Raw genomic sequence first — 21,270 nt, 5'->3', positions numbered from 1 at the left:
AATGGCATCGAGCTCGCTTCCCGTCGATACAACTGGCCGCATCGCTCCAAGCGGCATGAACCGCGTCCGCACCGAGGGTCCTGCCCGCGGTGCGGACGCGCCTCTCATTCGCCTTGAGAACGTGCACTTCTCCTATCCCGCAGCGCTCGCCGCAGACGGCCTGGCAGACGGACCGGAAGGCGAGCCGCCCCGGACCGAGGCGCTTGCGGGAATCAGCCTGTCCGTTCGCCCTGGCGAACACCTATGCATCCTGGGGGGCAACGGCTCGGGCAAGTCCACGCTCGTGCAACTCATGAACGCGCTTTTGGTCCCCACTTCAGGAACGGTCGAGGCATTCGGCTTCGACGCGACCACGATGGAGGGAGCGCTTGAGATCCGTCGGCGCGCCGCCATGGTGTTTCAGCATCCCGATGACCAGATGGTCACGAGCATCGTCGCCGACGATGTCGCCTTTGGCCCCGAGAACCTCGGCGTTCCGCAGCCCGAGATCGTCCAAAGGGTTGACGCGGCGCTCGAAGCCGTCGGGATGTCGGAGCTCGCGCAGGCAGATCCGGCCGACCTCTCGGGCGGCCAGCGCCAGCGCGTCGCCATCGCCGGAGCCCTTGCCATGCAACCCCAGGTGCTGCTGCTCGACGAGCCGTCCGCCATGCTCGATGCGCAGGGCCATGCGTCCGTGCAACGCATCGTGCAACGCCTCAACGACCGCGGCATCGGCATCGTTCATGTAACCCATTTCATGGACGATGCGCTCTTGGCGGATCGCGTCGTAGTGCTCCGAGAGGGGGCGATCGCCCTTGAGGGCACGCCGGAGGAGGTCTTTGCGCAACGCGACGTCCTCCGGATCATGGGGCTTGAGCCTCCGTTTGCCATGCGTCTTGCCGAGCAGCTCGCGCACGCCGTGCCCGACCTGCCCGTAACGGGCGACGCGGGCCTGCTCGCGCACGACGTCGCACATCGCATATCCGAGGGCGCCGACGACCTCCGCGCAACAGGGCGCGACGTCCCGACGCTCGCAGCCGCGCCGGCTCACGAGGCTCCCTCTGCGCAGGCTCCCGGCGACGCCATCGTTTTTGACCATGTTTCGTTCTCCTACGCCGACGAGGCAAGCCCGCGACGCAAGCGCAGCAGGAGGCACTCGACGCGCCCCGCCCCGCTCGCCCTCGCCGACGCGAGCTTTTGCGTGCCCCGCGGCTCGCTCACCGCCCTCGTCGGATGCACCGGATCGGGCAAGTCCACGAGCGTCGAGCTTGCGTGCGCCCTCAAGCTGCCTCGCTCGGGAAGCGTCTTCGTCGGCGGCATCGACACCGTCGACCTCGCACGTCGCCAAGAGCTTCGCGCGCAGATCGGCTACGTCTCGCAGCTTCCCGAGCGCCAGCTCTTTGCCGAGACGGTGCGTGACGACGTCGCCTTCGGCCCCCGCAACCTGCATCTCTCTGACGATGAGGTCGAGCGACGCTGCACCGAGGCCCTGCACGCCGTGGGCCTCGACCCCAGCGACGGGCTGATGGGGCGCTCGCCTTTCGCCCTCTCGGGCGGACAGCAGCGCGCCGTCGCCATCGCCGGCGTGCTGGCCATGCGCACGCCGATCCTCGTACTCGACGAGCCCATGGCAGGGCTCGACCCCGCCGGCAGGGACCGCATGCGCTCCCTCGTGCAGCGCCTTCGCTCCGAAGGCGTCACCATGCTCATGGTGACCCATGCCATGGACGACGTCGCCGAGCTTGCCGACCACGTCGTCGTGCTCGACCGCGGTTCCGTCGTGGCGCAGGGCTCGCCCCGCCACGTCTTTGGGCAAAGCCCCTGCCCCGCTCCGGGGCTTCCCGCCCCTCTCGCCTTTGCCCGCGAGCTCGCCCGCAATGGGGTGCCTCTCGACTGCGAGCCCCTCACGCTGGCCGAGCTCTGTCAGGCCCTTCTTGCCCGTCTGCCGGAGGTGAGGCACCATGGCGCTGCGCGTTAGCATCGGTCAGTATTACTCTGCCACCTCTCCCATCCACGCACTTGACCCGCGCGTGAAGCTCGTTGCCACCGTCGTGTTCATGGTGAGCTGCTTTTTCGTCTCAAACCTGCCCGCGCTCGTTCTTGCGGCGGCATTCGTCGCCCTCGCCGTCGGCTTGGCGCACGTGCCGCTCGGCAGGCTGCTCGCCCAGATTCGTCCCATCGTCCTCTTCTTGGTGGTGACCTCGGTCATCAACCTGTTCTTTGTCCAAACGGGCGACCTCCTTGTCGAGCTCGGGCCCATTCGCGTGTTTTCCGGGGGCATGGAGGCGGCGCTGCTCTATACCTTGAGGTTTTTCCTGCTCCTGCTTGCCGGATCGCTCCTCATGCTTACCACGCAGCCTGTAGCGCTCACCGACGCAGCCGAGAAGCTTTTGGCCCCTCTCGAGCGCGTGGGGGCGCCCGTGAGCCAGGTAACGCTCGTCCTGTCGATCGCCCTGCGCTTTGTGCCCACCCTCTCGCAGGAAGCGCGCAACATCGTTGCCGCCCAGACCGCCCGGGGAGCGAGCCTCGAAAACAAGGGAGCGATCGCCTATGCGCGCGCCTGCGTCCCGCTTTTGGTGCCGCTTTTTGCCAGCGCGCTTCGACACGCCGAAAACCTGGGCAGGGCCATGGACGCCCGCTGCTACACGGGAGGCGCCGGGCGCACCCACTATCATGTGATGCGCCTGGATCCCCGTCACGACGGGCTTGCGGTCGCGCTTATGGCCCTCTATCTGGCGGCCCTCGCCGCCATCAATATCGCGCTGTAACATGGGCGCCCCTGGGGGCGCTCGTGCCTCGCAGACGTCGAGCCCGTCCGCGGTAGCACAGGGCGCGCCCGCTCGCCTTGTGGCGATGCGGGCGCGCCCTGTTGCATCGATGGCGCCTCTCGGCCAGCCGTAACCGTCTGGCCGCGCTACTGTGCCGACAGGTCGATGCCGCGAGCCCAGCCCCAGCGCGGGCTCACGGTGTCGCCGTAATAGGAGATCCAGCTATCGAGGTTGTTCGTGTTGATGTAGCCGATGTTCTCCATGATCTTGTTGTCGCCGATATAGATGCCCACATGGCCCCAGATGCGGCCGGCATAGTTCTTGCTGTACGTGGATACGGCGACGATCATGCCGACCTGAAGGTCCGCCTTCTTGGAACTTGTGCACCAACGGTTGTACATGTCGTTCGCATTTCCGCCTGGATAGCCGAAGCCGGCGTTTTGGAACACGCGCGACACCCACGCGGCGCAGTAGTTCGCGCCCGGGGATGGGGTGTAGTAGCAGGAGTTCACCACGCGCTTCTGGGCCGAACTTGCCGCCTCGTAGTCCTGGCCGCTTCCCGCCTCGGGAATGTTGGTGGCTCCCCCGCCGCTGCTTGCCTGCTGCTGCTGGCGGCGGCGCTCTTCCTCGGCCTCCGCCTCGGCCGCGGCGAGAATCTCGGCGTCGCGCTGGGCCATGAGCTCCTTGACGTCGTCATCGAGGTCGTTCAAGACCTGCTGGACCTCGGCCTGCTTGTCCTGCATGTCCGAAAGCTGCTGAGCCTGCTGCTGCTGAAGCGTCTCGAGTTCTGACTTCTGGCTCTCCAGGCTGGATTTCTGCTGCTCGAGCTCTTCGCGCTGGGCGGTGAGCTCGGCCTGGATCGTCTGGACCTCATCGATGGCGCGCTGGTCGCTCTCGTTGATCTTGTCCAGATAGTAGGCGTTGGAGATGAGCTGGTCGAACGAGGTGGACGAAAGCAGCAGCGCGAGCGCGGTGTTGCCGCCGTTCTTATAGTTTGACGCCACGCGGTCGGCAAGCTGGGACTGCTTCTGCTCGAGCTCCGCCTGCTTTTCGTCGATCTGCTCCTGGGTGTCGTCGATCTGCGTCTGGGTGGCGTCGATTTGGTCTTGGACGTCCTCGATCTGAGAGAGCGTCTCGCTCTGCTGTTTGCTGAGCTCCTCGTACTGCGAGGCGATATCGTCCAGCTGCTGCTTGGTCTGGTCGTACTTCTCCTGCGCGTCGGAGAGCGCGTTGAGCGTCTCCTGGGTCGCCTGGGGCTCCGCCAGCGCGCGCACGGGATTGCCCAAAAGCACCGCAGCACCAACCGCCGCGAAAAGCCCCTTCAGGGCGTCGCGACGCGTAAGTTCCGCCTGATAGGCGCCGGCAAGTATGCTGTTGAGCCTCGAGGTTTCCTGATCGGAGGACCGCTTGGGTGTGGTGTTGTTAGACATACGTGCTCCGTTTGATGTGTGTGTATATGTCGTCGCCCGACTGTCGTGTGTATAAGGATACCGCACATCGCGCCGCTCGGCCCATTCTCCACATGTCCTGTCGGTGACAGGCGGCTTATGGGTCCCATCCGCCCAGGCGCCCAGCGGGCGCACCCGCCAGATAAAACCGTCCGCCCCCATGAGGGAGCCGCCCGGCCGGCCACACGGGCGCCATATACCCGTGCGCTATACTTGACGCGGTAAAACTCTCCCGAAAGGAGCTGCCCCATGTCCCAAACACTTGCCCCCGCCGACACATGCGTGCTCGTCACCGGCGGCGCGGGATTCATCGGATCTCACACCGTCGTCGAACTGCTTGAACGCGGCTATCAGGTCGTCGTTGTCGACGACCTCTCCAACTCGAGCCCCGTCGCCATCGACCGCATCAAGCAGATCGTGGGAGACGACGCGGCCGCCAACCTCACATTCTATGAGGCAAACATTCTCGACCGCGATGCCCTGAGCAGCATCTTCGACACACACCATCCCAGCCGCGTGATCCATTTCGCCGGGTTCAAGGCAGTGGGCGAGAGCGTCCACAAGCCCCTCGAGTACTACAGCAACAACATCGGCAGCACGCTCACCCTTTGCGACGTCATGCGCGAGCACGGCTGCAAAGACATCATCTTCTCGAGCTCCTCGACCGTCTACGGCGACCCCGACAACCCGCCCGTAACCGAAGAGGACCCCAAGAAGCCCGCCACCAACCCCTACGGCTGGACCAAGTGGATGATCGAGCAGATCTTGATGGACCTGCACACGGCAGACCCCGAGTGGAACGTCGTGCTGCTGCGCTACTTCAACCCCATCGGCGCGCACCCCTCGGGCCTCATCGGCGAGGACCCGAAGGGCATCCCCAACAACCTGGTGCCCTACGTGGCGCAGGTCGCCGTGGGAAAGCGCCCCTTCGTCCAGGTCTTTGGCGACGACTATCCCACACCCGACGGCACCGGCGTGCGCGACTACATCCACGTCGTCGACCTTGCCTGCGGGCACGTGTCGGCCCTTGAATGGATGAACGGCCGCTCCGAGGTGGGCATCTTCAACCTGGGGACGGGCACCGGCTCCTCGGTACTCGACGTCATCCACGCGTTCGAAAAGGCATGCGGCCACGAGCTTCCCTACAAGATCTGCCCGCGCCGCGACGGCGACATCGCTGCCAACTGGTGCGACGCCACGCGCGCTGAGCAGGAAATGGGCTGGAAGGCCAAGTTCGACATCGACGACATGTGCCGCGACTCCTGGCGCTGGCAGTCCCAGAACCCCGACGGCTTCGCCACGGCATAAGCGGACCTGGTGGTGACGGGACCGTCTTGACCCTTGACGGGCAAGATGGCCCCGTCCTCTTATATTCCGCGGATCGCCCGAAGAAGACGACGCGCCGGCCTGCGTCCGCCGTCCGACGCGGCCTGCTCTTTTGGCACCCTTGAGACGATTTGGAAAGGCCCCTCATGGCAAATGCCTTTGCCCAGTTTCTCGACAAGCATCACGGAGACCTCGAAGACTACCTGGAGTCGTTCTTTCGCGAGAAGACCGATCGGGCAGACCTCGAGCGCTACCTCTATGGCCCGCTCCGGGCGTTCTCCGAAAACGGCGGCAAGCGCCACCGACCGCTCATTTGCCTGCTTGCCGCCGCAGCGGTGGGCGGCAACCCCCAGGAGGCCCGCTCCGGCGCCGCGGCGATCGAGCACTTCCAGACCGCCGCGCTTATCCATGATGACATCGCCGACAACGGGCAGCTCCGCCGCGGCAAGCCGTGCCTGCACCTCACCGAGGGCACGGGACCTGCGATAAACTGCGGCGACTATGCTCTCACGCTTGTCACTTCCGCGGTGGCGGACGACCCCGTGCTCGATGACGGGCGCAAGCTGCGCATCTTGCGCGAGCTGGCAGCCATGATGCAGCGAACCGTCGAAGGCCAGGCGCTCGACCTGGGCTGGGTCCGCGACGGCCGCTTCGACCTGACGGTCGACGATTATCTTGCCATGGCAACCCTCAAGACCGCCCACTATTCTGGGGCGGTCCCCCTTGCCGTCGGCGCCATCGCTGGAGGCGGAACCAAGGAACAGATCGACGCGCTTCGCTCCTTCGGCCTGGACACGGGCCTCGCCTTCCAGATTCAGGACGACCTGCTCAACCTGGTGGGAGACGCCTCCGACAAGGACCATCTCACCGACATCACCGAGGGGAAGCGCACGCTCGTAGCGGTGCACGCCCTCTCCGACCCCGACTCGCATGACGAGGTCGTCGCCATCCTTTCGGCCGGCACGCGCGACCGCGCCGCCCTGCAGCGCGCGGTCGAGATCTTCCGTGCCGGCGGCTCCATCGACTTTGCGCGCGACCACGCCCTGGAGCTCACCGCACGGGCAAAGAGCACGCTCGCCGCAGCGGAGCTCGAGCCTGAAGCAAAGGCCCTCTTGTTCGCCATGGCGGACTTCTTTGTAGAACGCCTGAGCTAGAAACCGTCACGCCCCCATCGCGAGGCCCAACGGCAGACGCCCCGGCACGACGATGCCGGGGCGTCTTGCATGCGGACCCGCCGTCCGCGACGGAGCGCTTTCTATCACGGCGACCTCGGCCCCGTGCCGCGGCTCGCCTTGCGCGCCGCCTAGCGCTTGCAACGCGCCTCGACCTGCTTGTAGGCAACCGTGCCGCCCACAATCAAAAGGCCCGCAGCTATGACGGCGATGATCGCCACCGTGTAGTCGCCCGAGCCAAAGGCGCTCGCCGCGATGGTCGAGGTGATAATGGACGGCACGCGCCCAATGGTCGCTATGGCGAGCATCGCCGGAAAACGCACGCCCACCAAGCCGGCGAAGTAGGTAAGAAAATCCTTCGGCGTGCCCGGGATCAAAAAGACGATGAGCATGACGAGCTCCACGCGGCGCGTGTGCTGCAGCCAGGAAAACCGCTCGAGATGGGACCGGTCAAAGAAGAGCCCCACGACATTCCAGCCCCAACGCCTCACCACGGCATAGATGATGCTCGATCCGATTGCGCTGGCAACCAGGCACAGCGCGGTGCCCTCCCAGAATCCAAAAGCATAGCCGCTGGCGAGCTCGACCGGCTCGCCGGGGAGAAAGGCCAGAAAGATCTGAAGCATGTTGATGCCCACCATGGCGAGACGGCTGAGCACGGCATGCTCGTCCACAAAGGCGTGGACCGCCTCGGCATCGATGAGCCACGCATAGAGACCCGGAAGGTATTGCCAGCAGCAGATGCCCACAATCGCCAGCAAGCCGACAGTGATGCCGATAACCGCCGCACGACGCACCGCGAGCGAACGGGAAACATCCCGAGGGGCGTCCTTTTGCAGCGAAGCGCTCGGCACGGCGCCCAGCGGCGCACGCTCCATCGTCTCGTCGCTCAACATGTCCGGCCCCTCCAAATTCCCCAGAATCTATCGTCATGCCTCATGCTAGAAGGCAAATCTCTACGTTTTGTCAACGCCGCGCGGCACCGACGAGCTGCCATACGGTTCCCGACAGCATCAACTGCCGGACCACAGTGTAGAGAAAAGCTCGTTAACCGGTGCTAAAGGGACGATTAAGGTTTGCTTAGACTTCTCGGCCGGCGCCGGCAGCCCTCATGCCCTGCGCAGGAGCGGACCGGGCGTCCCAAAACGCCGCCGCGCATGCGAACCATCTGCCAGAGCGACATCGCAAGCGGCCCCTTCTGGCAGATGGTTGTCGGCGCACGACGGGACGCGCCGCCGGCGTCCGAGAACGGGCCCCGCTATGCCATCGATGCCCCCGCGGCGAAGGTGGCGGTGACGCGCGCCCCTCCGTCGGGGTCGTTCGCCAGCTGTATGTCGCCGCCATGCAGGCGCGCAAGGGTGCGTGCGATGTTGAGCCCCAGGCCAAAGTGCTCCGCCGACTTCGCCTCGCTGAAGAACGGGTCGCATCCATGGTGGAGCGCCTCAGGCGAGAAGCCCGGGCCGTCGTCCATCACCACCAGGCGCAGCGTCCAAGATGCATCCGCACCGGACTCACGCTCTGCCGGCAACAGGCACGCCTCAACCACAACCGAGCGGTCCGCGTGCGCGCAGGCGTTGCCCACCAGGTTTCCCGCCACCTCTTCGACCAGCTGCCGGTCAAGTGCCACCGAGAACTCGGCATCGGGCTCATTTCCCCTGAAGCCGTCGCCGCACACGACCTCGGCGGTGACCTCGCGGCCGCTGGCGGCCGCCATATCGCGCGCCTGGCGCGCAAGGTCTGAAGCCAGCTCGGACAGATCGGTCGGCTGGAGACGCACGGGGCGATCCTCGAGCTTGGTGACCTCACTCATAGAGTTGGCGTAGTCTTCAAGACGCTTGACCTGCGCAGAAAGCGCCTCGATCTCATCTGGGGACATCCCCTCATCGCACCGCAGGGACGCCATCTCGAGCGTGCCCTTGAGCACGGTCACCGGAGTCCGAAGATCGTGGGCGAATGCCGCATTGAGCCGGCGGCGGTCCTCGGCGGTGCGCCACAGGTCGGCGTGGGCATGGACGAGCGAGACCCTCATGTGCTCAAACGCCTCGGCAAGGCGTCCGAACTCACGGCCCGGCACCTCTCCGACCGAAAAGTCGAGATTCTGCGCCGCGATATTATCCGCAGCCTCATGAAGGGTCGCGAGGGGGCCGGACAGGCGCCTGAGATAGAACTTGCGAAACAGCACCACGGCCAGGATGCCGCACGCCACGAAAGGCGTCGCCACCGCGAGCGTTCGATAGGCGACGGCAGCCCCCGTCATGGTTGGGTCGGAGTCTTGTGACACGTAGTAGCCCACGTTTGAAATCACGAACTCCTCGTCGCCGTCATCGACGCGCGCGATCTCCCCGTCCACCGGAACGCGCTCCGCGCGCTCCTGCGCATCATAGTCGGCAAGCGATGCGGGGCTTATCGGCTCGGGATTGTATGGGTTGCCACCCGCGGCAATATAGTCCGCCTCGGCATAGTTTCCTCCCCAATCCATCACCTGCAACGAGGTGTCGCTGAGCAGCAGGTCCATGGTTGCATACACCACGCGCTGACCGGTCGACGCGTCATACGTTTCCTGCGAATAGCCGTCGCCCGCCTCGGTTGCCCTGCCGGTGCCGCTCCGCATGCCCAAAAAGGCGATGTGATCATGGCTGGCGCCCATCTCGATTGAAACCGCGGGCACGAGCTCGCCCGTGCCCGCATCGTAGACATACGGTCCAGAGTCCACCTGCGCGGTATGCTCGCCCGCTGCATAGACCTCGGCGTCGAAGGCATGCATCAGCAGCTCCATGACAACCAGCGAGATGGAAGCTGACGCCACAAACCATATGACCGCATAGCAGAAAAAGGCGCGCATGAGAGGAAGCCCGCGCCACCATGCGCGCAAGCGTCCGGCCATCTTGCCCCGCCCCGTTGCGTGCGGCGACCCGCCGCCTTGCGCCCTCATGACCTTGCCGCCCAGCGATAGCCCACGCCCCACACCGTCTCGATGAGGTCCACGGGGCCTCCGGCATCTTGGCATTTCTTGCGGATTCTTCTCACGTGTTCGCGCACGATGGATGGGTCGCCCGTGGCATCCCAGCCCCACACCTCTTCGTAGATCTGCGAGCGGTCGTAGACCCTGCCCGCATGCTTGCTCAACAGCGCGATGATGTCGAACTCGGTGCGCGTCAGGTCGAGCGCCACGACGCCCGAAGACGTATTGACCGTAGCGACGCGTGCAGCGTAGTCGATGGCGACGTCGCCAAACCTCAGCACGCCCGCATCGCGTGAGGAGTCGCGCCTATCTTCGCGCGCCAGGTGCGCCTTCACGCGGCTGCCCAGCACCTGCAGCGAGAACGGCTTGAGCACGTAGTCGTCGGCCCCCGCGGCAAAGCCGTCGAGCTGGTCGGCATCTTCTATGCGTGCGGTCAAAAAGATGATGGGGCATTCGAGGCTCTCCCGGACACGGCGGCACAGCTCAAACCCATCCATCCCAGGCATGTTGACATCGAGCAGGGCAAGGTCGATGCCCCGCCCTCCCGCAAGCGCCGCCTCTACCGCCTGCAGGGCTGCGCCTGCGTTGAGGGCGCATACGGTCTCGTAGCCCTCCATGCGAAAGTAATCGTCCAACATATGCACGATCGCGGACTCATCGTCCACGATCAGCAGCCGCTTTGAGCCCTGCATCGTCACTCCCATCCCACGGGGCCGCACCGCCGCCGTTCGCCAGGCCCGCTGCCTGGCTCATGCGTCGGCGTCATCCTGCCCTTATCATGGCAGAGCTTTGTCGACATTATTCCTACCTTTACGACGGTTCAAGAGCGCCATGCCGGCGGCCGGCAGACAAACTTCTGTTGCAGAATGGACGCCCATCGCGGGCTTCTTTTGCAGAACGGCCGCTAAGAGGCCGATTACGGGGCCTTAGCGGCCGTTCTGCATCAGAGGCTTGTCCGAGCCGTCCATTCTGCACCAGAAGATCTCCGGCCGCATGCCGCACGGCAGCACGCGGGCCCGAGGCGCCGAGGCTCCACTGTCTAGCCCTCATGAGGTGGGACGAGGTGGCGGAGGCCATGGGCATGTCCAATTCCGGCGCGAGGACAGCGGCGTGCGTGGCCCTCACATGGCTGGACGCCGAGGGTGCTAAAGACGCTACGAACACGATTATTCGCTATCTCACGGCATGTTTGGCCCACATTTGGCCCATGTTTTGGCCCACCAATGGACAAAAAGAAAGCAGGCCAGACCGTTTACCGTGTCTGACCTGCTGTTTTTCTTGGCTGGGGCAGAGGGATTCGAACCCCCGTAACCGGCACCAAAAACCGGGGTCCTGCCGCTGGACGATGCCCCAAATGGTTCGCAGACGCAACTAACTCAATCCGCGTCGCAACTCTACAGAGTGTACCTAATCGCTCAGCGCATCGCAAACGCCATCGAGCAGCATCACGGCAAGTCCTTGGGCATCGCTCGAGGTGAACGAGCCGTATTGCGTCATGCCGGTGAGCTCGATGCGCAGGCGGGCCGGACGCGACGCGGCGGCGGCGAGGGCGGTTCGGATACGCTGCGACACATTCACACACTCCACCAGAACAATGGTGGCTCGCGGGGCGGCGTCGTCGGGCAGGCCTTCGCTTGCAATCTCGAGCACCAGGTCCACATTGTCGGGAGCCTCGTTGTCGCAGAGCTGCATGCCGCTCGTCTCGGTGGTGGCAGAAGCGATATTCCACATGCGCGACGCCACATTGCGCGCAATGGGGTCCTCGCCGACCACGGCGATCTGATAGCGCTCGAGCACGCTCGCCGCGCGAGCAAAACCAGTACGAAGCTCCGCCTCGCTCACCGACGGCTTGCCTTCCCACACATGGCGCAGCCGGTCGATGTAGCTGAAGGTGTCGCTAAAGGCCATGCCGTCGGCAAAGAGGCCGACGTTCTCCTGAAACTGCTGCAGCGCCGCCTCGGTATGCGGGCCAAAATAGCCATCGGCCTCACCGCACGAGAAGCCCAGCGCATTGAGCGCATGCTGCAGCTCGAGGACGTCCGCCCCATGAAAGTTGGGAAGACGCAGGTAGAGCGTTCGGTCACCCAAACGATACGAGGCGTCTACGAGCTTGCTCCAGCACGTCATGTCCACCGTGTCGTCTCCCGCAAGGCCGCTGTCCACGCGGAAGGCGCGCACCGCTGTGCCCGTGGAGGGGCCGAAGTGCTGCGAGGCGACCTCATCTTGGGAGATCTGGTACCCCAGGGTTGTCAGGCGCGCCTGCACGTCCTCTACGGCGGGGCCTCGCATGCCTGCGACGATTGGCTCCATGCGGAATCCTTCCCTATCGATACGCCCTCGCCCAAGCGGGTAAGCGCGCTCGTTGCGTCCATATACGTCTATAGTCTACCAAGACGCCCGGCATCCGTCCGTGCCGCAGGGCGCGGCGCAGCCACAACAAGAAAGATTCCACGTTCGCGGCCCAAAAGGCAGCCGCGGCCTCCCTTGGGCGTCGTTGCCGGAAGGGAGGCCGCGGCGTGGCAGATCTAGTCGCGGGCGGTGCGCTGGCCATAGGTCTTGAAGCGCTCGAGCATGCCGGTCATCTCGGCGTCGTCGAGCACCACGGGCTCGCCCATGGCCTTGGCGATGCAGTAGACCTTGGAGCAGTACTCGACCTCCTCGATGATGTTGAAGGCATTCAACAGGTCGTTCGCGCCGGCAAGGATGCCATGGTTGGCGAGCAGGACCGCCTTGCGACCCTCCATGGCGCGGACGGCGTTCACCGCGAGCTCATGGGTGCCGTAGGTCGCGTAGTCGGCGACCTGGACGTCTTTGCCCGCCACGGCGACCATGTAGTGGGTCGCGGGCAGCGGCTGGCGCAGGCAGGCGAGCACGGTGGCGTACATGGTATGGGCGTGGATGACCGCATTCATCTCGGGACGGGCCAGGTAGGTGCGCAGGTGCATCTCCCACTCGGACGACGGCGTGCGCGTGCCCTCGACGACCTTGCCCTCCTTGTCCATGATGACGATATCATCCTCCTGGATCTCGAAGAAGTCGATGCCGGAGGGAGTGATCGCCATGAGTCCCTGCTCGTGGTCGAACAGGCTCAGGTTGCCGCCGGTGCCCTTGGTCAGGCCGGCGTTCACGAGCTTCTTGCCGTACTCGACGAGTGCTTTCTTGTCGAACATGTTGTCTCCTCGGTGCGTGGTCGCACAAAACGGGCGGGCCCGCCCGGACGGGCCCGCGATGGATTCAATTAGGCCTTATAGAGCGGGCCGAAGGCACGGCAGAACGCGGCGTCGGCCGCCTCGAGATCCTTGGTGCCGAAGCCGTCGACCATGGCCGGGCGGAAGATACGCTCGTCCTCGACGTTGTGCAGGGCGACGGGGATGCGCAGCATGCTGGCGAGGGTGATGAGCTTGTCGCCCACATGGCCGTACACGGTCGCGCCGTGATTGGCTCCCCAGTGGTTCATGACGTCGTAGACCGTCTCGAAGCCCTTGGCACCCAGGCGCGGGGCGAACCAGGTGGTGGGCCAGGTGCGGTCGGTGCGCTCGTCCAGGGTGCGGTGCACCTCGTCGGGCAGCACGCAGGTCGTGCCCTCGGCGATCTGGAGCATGGGGCCCACGCCGGCGACCATGTTCACGCGGATCATCGTGACGGGCATCTCGGCCGCGGTCTTGAAGTGGGACGAGAAGCCGCCGCCGCGGAAGTACTCGAAGTTGGCGCGGCACCAGTCGGTCGCCTCCAGGCAGGCGTCGATATCGGCCTCGGTCATCTCCCAGAAGGGCTTCATGACCGGCTTGCCCTGCTCGTCGCGGGCGGCGCCGGTGGCGTCGAGGGCGGTCGCGCCCGAGTTGATGAGGTGGATGATGCCGTTGGCGGCGCTGCCCTCGAGCTCATAGCCGGTGACGCGCTTGACAGCCTCGGGGCTCCAGTAGGTGCGGACGTCGGAGAAGACCGGCGCGGTGTTGGTCACCAGCGTGCCGAGCAACATGGCGGCGCCGTTCAGCGTATCGTTCTCGGTTGCAAAGGCGGTGGGTTGGCGGGCGCCGTTCCAGTCGAAGGTGGAGGCCATGATCGCCTCGACGAAGTCGCCGTTGGGCAGCCAGTCGGTCCACTGGCGCTGGCCCTGGAAGCCGGCGGCGATGGCGTTGCGGCCGCGTGCCTCCTCCAGCCAGCCTATCTCGGCGAGCCTCTCGTTGCCAAAGAGGATGTCGCGCACGATCACGGCCTGCTTGGCGATGAACTCCCAGTCCTTGTCGGCCGGAACGACCTTGGACTTGGTGATGATCTCGGGCAGGTCCTTGCCCGCGTTGATGTCGAGGCCCTCCTTGCAGTTGGCGCGGATCCACGCCAGGCAACACTCGTACTCCTCCTCGTCGTAGATGCCCAGCGTCATGCGGCGCAGGAGCTCGGTCATGTCGACAAACTCGACGGACATGCCCAGATACTTCTGGAAGAACTCGACCGAGACCTGCGAGCCGGCGATGCCCATGGCGGAGGCGCCCAGGTTGACCCAGGCCTTGCCCTTCATCTGGCCCACGGCCAGCGCGCACTGGGCGAAGTCGATGATCTTCTCACGCACGTCCGCGGGCACGGTCTTGTCGTCGGCGTCCTGCACGTCGTGGCCGTAGATCTTGAACGCCGGAAGGCCGCACTGGGCGTGGGCGGCCATGGCGGCGGCCAGATACACCGCGCCGGGGCGCTCGGTGCCGTTGAAGCCCCAGATGGCCTTGATGGTGGTGGGGTCCAAATCGAGGGTCTCAGTACCGTAGCACCAGCAGGGGCTCACGGTCAGCGTGGCCACCACGTTCTCGCCCAGAAACGCCTGGCGGGCACCATCGGCGTCGGCGCGGCCGCCGATGGTGCCGGGCGCGATCACGCACTGGGCAGGGGTGCCGTCGGCATAGCGGACGTTGGCCTCGATGAGCTCCTTGGCGGCAAGCGCCATGCCCATCGTCTGCTCCTCCAGCGACTCGCGGACGCCGCCCTGGCGGCCGTCGATTGCCGGACGGATGCCGATCTTGGGATAGTTGACCATGGTTATCCTTCTTTCGTATCAAACTTCAGGTTCGGATTAGTTGATGACGCCCTTCTTGAGGATGAGGTTCGCGTACAGCGCATGCTCGCCGGTGGCGATGACGGCATAGGCATTGGCGCCGCGGTCGTAGAAGTCAAAGCGGCTCACGTGCTCGATGGCCTTGTCTGCACCAGCCTTCTCGTCGATGATCACGCGGTAGGTGTCCCAGATCTCCGGGCGAGGGTCGTCGCCCACCGTGGCCATGAGGGCGACGGGCGCCTCCACATAGGTATCGAGCGGCATGAGGGTCAAGACGGCATCGAGGATCTGGGGCGCCGAGATGCCGTCGGCGCGCACGAGATGCTTGGCGGTCGAGGCCGCCGGATAGTTGGCGTCGGCGATCACGATCTCATCGCCATGGCCCATCTCGGCCAAGATCTTGAGCAGCTCCGGCGAGATGACTGCGGGGACTCCCTTTAGCATGCTGCCTCCTTATGACAGATTGCGCTGCGGTACCACGCGAGGCGCTCCCTCGAGGGCGCCGCCGCGGGCGTGTAGACGTGCATCTGCTCGGCAAGCTCGACGCGCCCCTGGACCTCTGCCAGGGACTCGCCCACGCCTGCCGCCTTGAGCTGCACGAAGATGTTTCCGATGGCGGTCGCCTCCACGGGGCCCGCGATGACCTCGATCCCGCAGGTGTCGGCCACCAGCTGGCAGATGACGCGGTTCTGGGAGCCTCCGCCGATGATGCGAACTCGCTCGATGCGCCTGTCCGTCGCGCGGGCGAGCTCCTCGATCGCCAGGTGATAGCGGGCGGCGAGGCTCTCGTACACGCAGCGGAACAGCTCGCCCGCTCCTGCGGGTGGCTGCTCGCCGTGGGCCTCGGCGAAGGCGCGGATGCGCTCGCTCATGGAGCCGGGCACGCCGAACTCGGGCGACTCGGTGTCGATCAGAGCCCCCTCAGCAGGCGCCGCCTCGGCGAGGTCGACAATCGCATCCCAGCTAAGGTCGGCCCCCGCCGCGTTGAGCTCTCGCCTGAGCTCCTGGGCGATCCAGAGCCCCGTGCAGTTCTGCAGGAGCAGCACCGACCCTTCGGCGCCGCGCTCGTTCGATACCCCGAGGTCGCAGGCGTCGGCGCCAAGCACCGGCGAGGCGGGCTGCACGCCCACGAGTGACCAGGTACCGCACGACACGAACGCGTCGGTACCGGCAAGCGAGATGCTCGCCACCGCGCTCGCCGTGTCGTGCCCGCAGACGCGCACGAAGGGTACGTGCGCGCCGTCAGAAAGCTCCACCGAGCCGGCATGCGCGCCTTCTGAGGCGATCTTGGGCAGCCAGCGCACGGGGATGCCAAACTGGTCGCACACGGCGTCGGACCAGGTGCCGGAGGCGGCATCCACGAGCTGCGTCGTCGAGGCTTCGGACGGCTCGCACCCGCGATCGGCGCCCAGCAGGTAGGCGATCAGGCCGGGCATGAGCAGGATGGAGTCCACCCTGCCTTCGAGCTCGGGGTCGTCTCGGAGTGCCGCCTTGAGCTGGAAGGCCGTGTTGATGTCCATCATCTGGGTGCCGGTGGCGGCAAACAGGTCGTAGAGGCCGCCCTGCTGGGCGAGCTCGTCGGCCATGCCCTGGGTGCGCGCGTCGCGGTAGTGCACGGGCGCCTCGAGCAGCTCGCCCTCGGCGTCCAGCATTCCATAGTCGACGCCCCAGGTATCGATGCCCACGCTCGTGAGCTCATAGCGCTCCGCCGCCAGATCGAGGCCGCGGCGCACCTCGCGTACCAGCCGGTCGATGTCCCACCGCAGGGGGCCCGGCGCATCCGCCGGGCCGTTGTCAAAGCGATAGATCACATCGAGCGCGAGCGGCTGGCCCTCGCGATAGGTGCCCACGATGACGCGGCCACCCGAGGCACCGAGGTCGACGGCGGCAACATGGATGGCGCCGGTGTTCTCGTTCACGCTCATCATCTCACCTACGCGATGGGAAGCTTGAAGGTGGCAAACCCGTAGGCCTCGATGGTCTCGCCGGCCTCGACGGCGTCCTCAAGGGCGTTCACGCGTTCGGCGTGCTCGAGGAGGTAGGCGGGAACCGTCGCCTCCTTGGCGGTGGGGTTCACCAAGCGGACCACGAAGCTGCGCTTGTCGTAGAGCGAGGGCATGATGGCCGACACGATGCAGTCCTCGCCGAGGTCGAGCAGCGAGAGCTCGCGCGGGCGCTCGACCGGGAACTGCTGGGGCCAGATCTTGTTGTCCAGACGGTTGATGAACAGGTTCAGGTTCTGGCGCTGGTAGCTCACGGTGGGGACGAGGCGCTCCTCGGCGAGCTTGGCCACGCGTTCCTCGTCAAACGCACCGCCTGCGATCGCGATGCCGAAGGTGACGACATGCTCGCCGACCTCCTGGGCAAGCGGCGTCTCCATCATGATGTGGCCGGCGAAGGTCGTGTCGCCCGACGCGCGACCCGGGCGCCAAGCCAGGTCGGGCTTGCCGAGCTGGCCCGTGGTGCCCATGAGGGTGATGAGGAGGGCGTCGCCGTCCTTCTCGTACTCCTTGATGCCGTCGGCGAAAACCGTCAGGTAGCCGTCGGTCGTCTCGGCGGACGCGCTCTTGTCGAAGATCTCGAGCGGCGAGGGCTTCTCGACATAGCGGTCGGCCCACGTCTCAGGCGCCACCACGCGGGTGTGGGCCAAAAAGCCGCCCTGGATCTGGGCGATCGACGCGTCGCTATCCACGCCGGTGCGCACCTTCAGGCGCATGCGGTGGGAGAGCACGGTGTTGTCGATCCAGATTTGCCCCTCGATGGTCTCGCTCTCGCCGAGCGACAGGGCCACGGTGTAGGCCACCTCGGCGGTCTTGCCGTCCTCGACCATGCGGTCGGCAAGGTCGCACGGCAGCTCAGCGGAGCCGGAAAGCACCAGCTCGGAGCGGCCGGTGGCTCGACGCACCATGGCGGAGTCAAAGGAGAGCACGCGCTCGGGCTCGCCGGCGATGGGCGAGAAATCGTAGGTGTCTCCGTCGTTGCCCATGTCGGTCAGCGCCAAGAAGTCCTCGATCACGCGGCCGCCGGCGCAGGTGAGCTTCACATGCCCCTCCTCGAAGGAGACGGTGTAGGCGTCGTTGGAGATGCTCGCGGAGCTCTCCTCGACGTACTCCTCGAGGGCGCCTTCGCCCTCGGTGAAGGAGATCACGCGATAGCCGAAGGCGGGAATCTCGACATGCAGGCGGACGTCGAGCTCGAAGTAGGGCGGCTCCTCGGTGCACTCCAGGCCCATCGGCCCCCACATCATGACGTTCTGGCGGGCCGGGTAGTAGCGCTCGGACTCGAGCACCGCGTGGTCGCTGCCCTCAAAGGTGAGGTTCTTGCTCGCGGCGACGACGTGCACCGTCTTCTCGCCGGAGAACGGCTTGGGGTCGGTGTTGATGAGCAGCACCTCGTTGGGAGCAAGCCCCATATCGTCGGCTAGGCGCTTGACCACCAGGTTCTCGATGCCCTCGACGATCTCGTTGGCCTCCTTCAGGCGGTGGAAGATGTCCTCGGCGACGTTGTCGGACACGCAGCCGCCCATCGAGTCGTGCGCCTGGTTCTCCAGCAGCTTCTTCCACGCGCGCAGCAGGGCGCCGTTGGAGATGCGGATGCCGCAGGACTCGGCGAGCACCATGAGGGGCTCCACGCGGCGGAGCAGCTTCTGCTCGAGGGCGGTGTCAGCCTGCTTCATCTGGGTGCGGACCGAGCCGATGGTGCGGTGCACGCGCGCGTAGACGGGCTCGCGCATCTCGCCGCGGTACTCCGGCAGGCCCCCGCGCTTGCGCAGGACGTCCATGAAGGTGCCGAAGGTGGAGTGAATGCAGGTGTTCTCGCTCGTGCGGTTGTACTCGTCCACGACCTTGTCGTAGTCGATGATCATGTTCTTCTGGTCCATGCCGGAGGGCATGAGGATCTCCTCGTCGCCGGCGACGTCATGGACGAAGGCGACCTCGGGATCGAGCTTGACCTTCACGTACTCGTCGATGCGCTCGAGCGCGTCGACGGGCATGACGCCCATGGAGTAGCCATGGGGCATGTTGGCGGCATACACGGCATGGTCCCCCAGGGACTTCCACACGAAGTAGGGGGCGCCGGCCTGGTTCTCGTAGTCGATGCCGCGCCAGCCGATGAAGGTGTCGATGCCGCAGGCGTTCAGAATCGAGGGAATCTGGGCGTTGAAGCCGAAGGTGTCGGGCAGGTATCCCAGCATCATGGGCTCGCCGTACTTCGTGCGGATGTCGTGCACGCCCACCATCATGTTGCGCATGATGGACTCCGGGCCCACCAGGAGCGCGTCGGTCTGAGTGTACCAGGGGCCCACGTCGAGTCGGCCCGCAGCCATGAGGTCTTTGATGTCCTGGGCGCGCTCGGGGTTGAGCTCCACATACTCGTCCACGATTGAGGACTGGCCATCGAGGCAGAAGTGGGCGCGCGGGTTGCGCTTCAGCTCCTCGATCGCCTCGGTGAACACCTGGTCGCTCAGCAGGCGGGCATCCTCGGCCGTGAAGTACCACTCGTGGTCCCAGTGCGTGTTCTGAACCAAATGCGTGTTAGCCATCTTTAGCCTTTCGCGTCGCATTTCTTAAAAATGAAGGGCGCCTGCATGCGGTGCAGACGCCCTTCGAGCTTGCCGATGTTACTCAGTGGCCTCGGCAGCCTCTTGCTTCTTGAGCTTGAGGGTTCTGAGGGCATTGAGCATCAAGGCGCCGACCAAGCTACCAACCGCGACGCAAACCAGGTACACAGGGATGTTGTTTGCGAAGGGGATAGCCATGTAGGTGGTCAGCAGGACCGGGTAGACGATGCCGAAGATGCCGGCAAGGGCGCAGGACAGCGACGTACCCACAACGATGGAGGGAATGACGCGCAGGGGGTCGCCCAGGGCGAACGGGATGGTGCCCTCGGTGATGCCGCACAGGCCCATGATCATGGCGGTCACGCTGGTCTCGCGCTCGGCGTCAGAGTAGAGCTTCTTCTTGCGGTCGAGCAGGGTGGCGAGGAACACGATGGTGGGCGGGATGGAGATGGCCATTAGCACCAGGGTGGAGGACTGATAGGCGCCCTCGACGAACGCGGCGTTGCCGAAGGTGTTGGCGATCTTGTTGACCGGGCCGCCCATGTCGAAGGCCATCATGGCGCCGAGGATCGCGCCCATGGCGCCGGCAGCGGCACCCTGGAGGCTGTTCAGCCAGGCATCAAGGGAGGTGGTGAGCCAGGCGATCGGAGTGCCGACGACATACCACAGCAACAAACCGATGCAAAGCGTGGTCACAATGGGGATAATGAACATGACCTTGAGGGACTGCACGCGCGCAGGCAGGTTGATTCCCTTGAGGGCCTTGGCGAGGTAGCCGGAGCACAGACCGGTCACCATGCCGCCGAGGAAGCCGGTGCCCATCGTGAAGGCGATGAGGCCGGTGATGAATCCGGGCGCGAGGCCGGGACGGTCGGCAATGGAGTAGGCGACGTACGCGGAAATCATCGGGACGACGAAGTTCAGGCCCGTCTGACCAATCATGCGCATGACGCCCCAGAACGTCTCGGTCTCCGTCCAGACGCCCTGGCCGCCGATGATGGTGGCCACGGAGGTGATGATACCTCCCGCAACGACAACAGGAACCATGTAGGACACACCAGTGCTGAAGTGCCTCATGATGTCCTTTCCTAGCTGCTTGGCATTCACTGCGTTTCTCCTTTCCTTGCAGCTAACAAAAGGCAGAATTAGCCGACGAGCTCGATGGCGCGCGCGACGACGCCGGCAGCGTCCTTCACGCATTCGCTCGTGCCGACCTCGAGGACCTTCTTGCCCTCGAAGCGGTCGCGCTCGGTGACGGTGGTGTCGACGGCGAAGATGACCACGTCGGCAGCATCGATCTCGTCCTGCGGGATGCGGTCCTCGATGCCCATGGCGCCCTGGGTCTCAACGTGGCAGGAAGCGCCGATGGCCTTGCAGGCGTTCTCGATGCCGGACTTGGCCATGTAGGTGTGGGCGATGCCCGAGATGCAAGCGGTTACAGCAACAACCTTCATCTTTCTTGCTCCTTTGTCTCCTGGCGCCCCGCGGGCGCCGCTCTAGCCTGTCGTTACTCGGAAAGACGCTCGGAGATCTTCTCTCTCAGGGCGTCGACGTCCTCCTCCGCGGAGAGGAACTCGATAAACTCAGGGTCCATGAGGCTCGATGCGAGATGCGCGATCATCCTCAGGTGGGTGTTCTGACCGCTCTCGGGCACGAGCAGCGCGATGACGCGCGTGACCTCGCTGCCGTCCAGGGTCTCCCATTCCAGCGGAGCAGTCGTGCGGACGAACATGACCGCAGGATGCTGCACGTGCGCGCTTTTGGTGTGAGGAATCGCGAAGCCGCAGTTGATGCCCGTCGCCATCTCGCTCTCGCGAGCCAGCAGGTCGGCCTTCACGCCGTCGGCAGAATCGCAGATCCCAAGCTCGAACGCTCGCTGGGAAACGATGTCGAACAGCTCATCTTTCGTGGAGCACACGGTGTTGAGCATGATCTGGTCGTTGGTGAGCAGGTTTTCCATGTTTCTTCCTCCCCTCGTGGGTTCGCCTCCTGTTCGCCCAAAGATTCTAC

Annotated in this window: 17 protein-coding genes and 1 tRNA gene; 4 read left to right on the top strand and 14 right to left on the bottom strand. The window is 65.2% G+C overall.

Annotation, left to right across the window (positions count from 1 at the left end; translation table 11 throughout):
• Nucleotide 1: 1 nt before the first annotated feature.
• On the top strand, nt 2-1,957 hold the full coding sequence (locus H6A15_RS06005; RefSeq protein ID WP_239462405.1) for an ABC transporter ATP-binding protein: 1,956 nt from the start codon (nt 2-4) through the stop codon (nt 1,955-1,957).
• Entirely contained in the window at nt 1,941-2,747 is an 807-nt protein-coding gene (locus H6A15_RS06000; protein WP_204672848.1) for an energy-coupling factor transporter transmembrane component T family protein, read from the top strand. Before H6A15_RS06005 ends, H6A15_RS06000 begins: the two co-directional genes overlap by 17 nt.
• Nucleotides 2,748-2,893: 146 nt before the next feature.
• Here the strand turns inward: H6A15_RS06000 and H6A15_RS05995 are convergent, their stop codons facing one another.
• Nucleotides 2,894-4,177, bottom strand: a complete 1,284-nt coding sequence (locus tag H6A15_RS05995) for a PcsB-like coiled-coil domain-containing protein (protein ID WP_204672847.1) — start codon at nt 4,175-4,177, stop codon at nt 2,894-2,896.
• A gap of 267 nt (nt 4,178-4,444) precedes the next feature.
• Here H6A15_RS05995 and galE point away from each other — a divergent pair, with 267 nt between their 5' ends.
• Both galE and H6A15_RS05985 read left to right on the top strand, forming a co-directional pair.
• The gene (gene galE, locus H6A15_RS05990; protein WP_204672846.1) at nt 4,445-5,503 is read left to right on the top strand and encodes a UDP-glucose 4-epimerase GalE; all 1,059 of its coding nucleotides are present in this window, start codon (nt 4,445-4,447) and stop codon (nt 5,501-5,503) included.
• A gap of 164 nt (nt 5,504-5,667) precedes the next feature.
• On the top strand, nt 5,668-6,675 hold the full coding sequence (locus H6A15_RS05985) for a polyprenyl synthetase family protein (protein ID WP_204672845.1): 1,008 nt from the start codon (nt 5,668-5,670) through the stop codon (nt 6,673-6,675).
• A 149-nt stretch (nt 6,676-6,824) separates the two neighbouring features.
• Here H6A15_RS05985 and H6A15_RS05980 read toward each other — a convergent pair whose 3' ends face one another.
• The 13 genes from H6A15_RS05980 to H6A15_RS05920 form a co-directional block, all read right to left on the bottom strand.
• Nucleotides 6,825-7,589, bottom strand: a complete 765-nt coding sequence (locus H6A15_RS05980) for a TVP38/TMEM64 family protein (protein ID WP_239462404.1) — start codon at nt 7,587-7,589, stop codon at nt 6,825-6,827.
• A gap of 362 nt (nt 7,590-7,951) precedes the next feature.
• Nucleotides 7,952-9,577, bottom strand: a complete 1,626-nt coding sequence (locus tag H6A15_RS05975; RefSeq protein WP_204672844.1) for a sensor histidine kinase — start codon at nt 9,575-9,577, stop codon at nt 7,952-7,954.
• A 44-nt stretch (nt 9,578-9,621) separates the two neighbouring features.
• Nucleotides 9,622-10,359 (bottom strand): response regulator transcription factor, encoded by a 738-nt coding sequence (locus tag H6A15_RS05970; RefSeq protein WP_239462403.1) that lies wholly within the window; start codon nt 10,357-10,359, stop codon nt 9,622-9,624.
• 575 nt (nt 10,360-10,934) lie between these two features.
• A tRNA-Gln gene (locus tag H6A15_RS05965) sits at nt 10,935-11,008 on the bottom strand.
• A 54-nt stretch (nt 11,009-11,062) separates the two neighbouring features.
• Nucleotides 11,063-11,965, bottom strand: coding sequence for a peptidoglycan-binding domain-containing protein (locus tag H6A15_RS05960; protein WP_204672843.1), 903 nt, complete (start codon nt 11,963-11,965; stop codon nt 11,063-11,065).
• A gap of 215 nt (nt 11,966-12,180) precedes the next feature.
• Nucleotides 12,181-12,825, bottom strand: a complete 645-nt coding sequence (locus tag H6A15_RS05955) for an L-fuculose-phosphate aldolase (protein ID WP_204672842.1) — start codon at nt 12,823-12,825, stop codon at nt 12,181-12,183.
• 68 nt (nt 12,826-12,893) lie between these two features.
• Nucleotides 12,894-14,681 (bottom strand): L-fucose isomerase, encoded by a 1,788-nt coding sequence (locus H6A15_RS05950; protein ID WP_204672841.1) that lies wholly within the window; start codon nt 14,679-14,681, stop codon nt 12,894-12,896.
• Between the two features lie 36 nt (nt 14,682-14,717).
• Complete coding sequence (locus H6A15_RS05945) at nt 14,718-15,143, bottom strand: RbsD/FucU family protein (protein ID WP_204672840.1); 426 nt, start codon at nt 15,141-15,143, stop codon at nt 14,718-14,720.
• Entirely contained in the window at nt 15,137-16,624 is a 1,488-nt protein-coding gene (locus H6A15_RS05940) for a rhamnulokinase (RefSeq protein ID WP_204672839.1), read from the bottom strand. The genes H6A15_RS05945 and H6A15_RS05940 overlap by 7 nt, the downstream gene beginning before the upstream one ends.
• A gap of 8 nt (nt 16,625-16,632) precedes the next feature.
• Nucleotides 16,633-19,242, bottom strand: a complete 2,610-nt coding sequence (locus tag H6A15_RS05935; protein ID WP_204672838.1) for an alpha-mannosidase — start codon at nt 19,240-19,242, stop codon at nt 16,633-16,635.
• Nucleotides 19,243-19,320: 78 nt separating this feature from the next.
• Nucleotides 19,321-20,367, bottom strand: a complete 1,047-nt coding sequence (locus H6A15_RS05930) for a fructose-specific PTS transporter subunit EIIC (RefSeq protein WP_204672837.1) — start codon at nt 20,365-20,367, stop codon at nt 19,321-19,323.
• Nucleotides 20,368-20,405: 38 nt separating this feature from the next.
• Nucleotides 20,406-20,714, bottom strand: coding sequence for a PTS fructose transporter subunit IIB (locus tag H6A15_RS05925; RefSeq protein WP_204672836.1), 309 nt, complete (start codon nt 20,712-20,714; stop codon nt 20,406-20,408).
• A gap of 53 nt (nt 20,715-20,767) precedes the next feature.
• Nucleotides 20,768-21,220 (bottom strand): PTS sugar transporter subunit IIA, encoded by a 453-nt coding sequence (locus tag H6A15_RS05920; protein WP_204672835.1) that lies wholly within the window; start codon nt 21,218-21,220, stop codon nt 20,768-20,770.
• Nucleotides 21,221-21,270: the final 50 nt, after the last annotated feature.

The organism is Enorma phocaeensis, from assembly GCF_016901575.1.
Taxonomy (GTDB): Bacteria; Actinomycetota; Coriobacteriia; order Coriobacteriales; family Coriobacteriaceae; genus Limicola; species Limicola phocaeensis_A.
The sequence above is the reverse complement of the archived record's forward strand: the minus strand, read 5'-3'. Positions and strand labels throughout refer to the sequence as shown.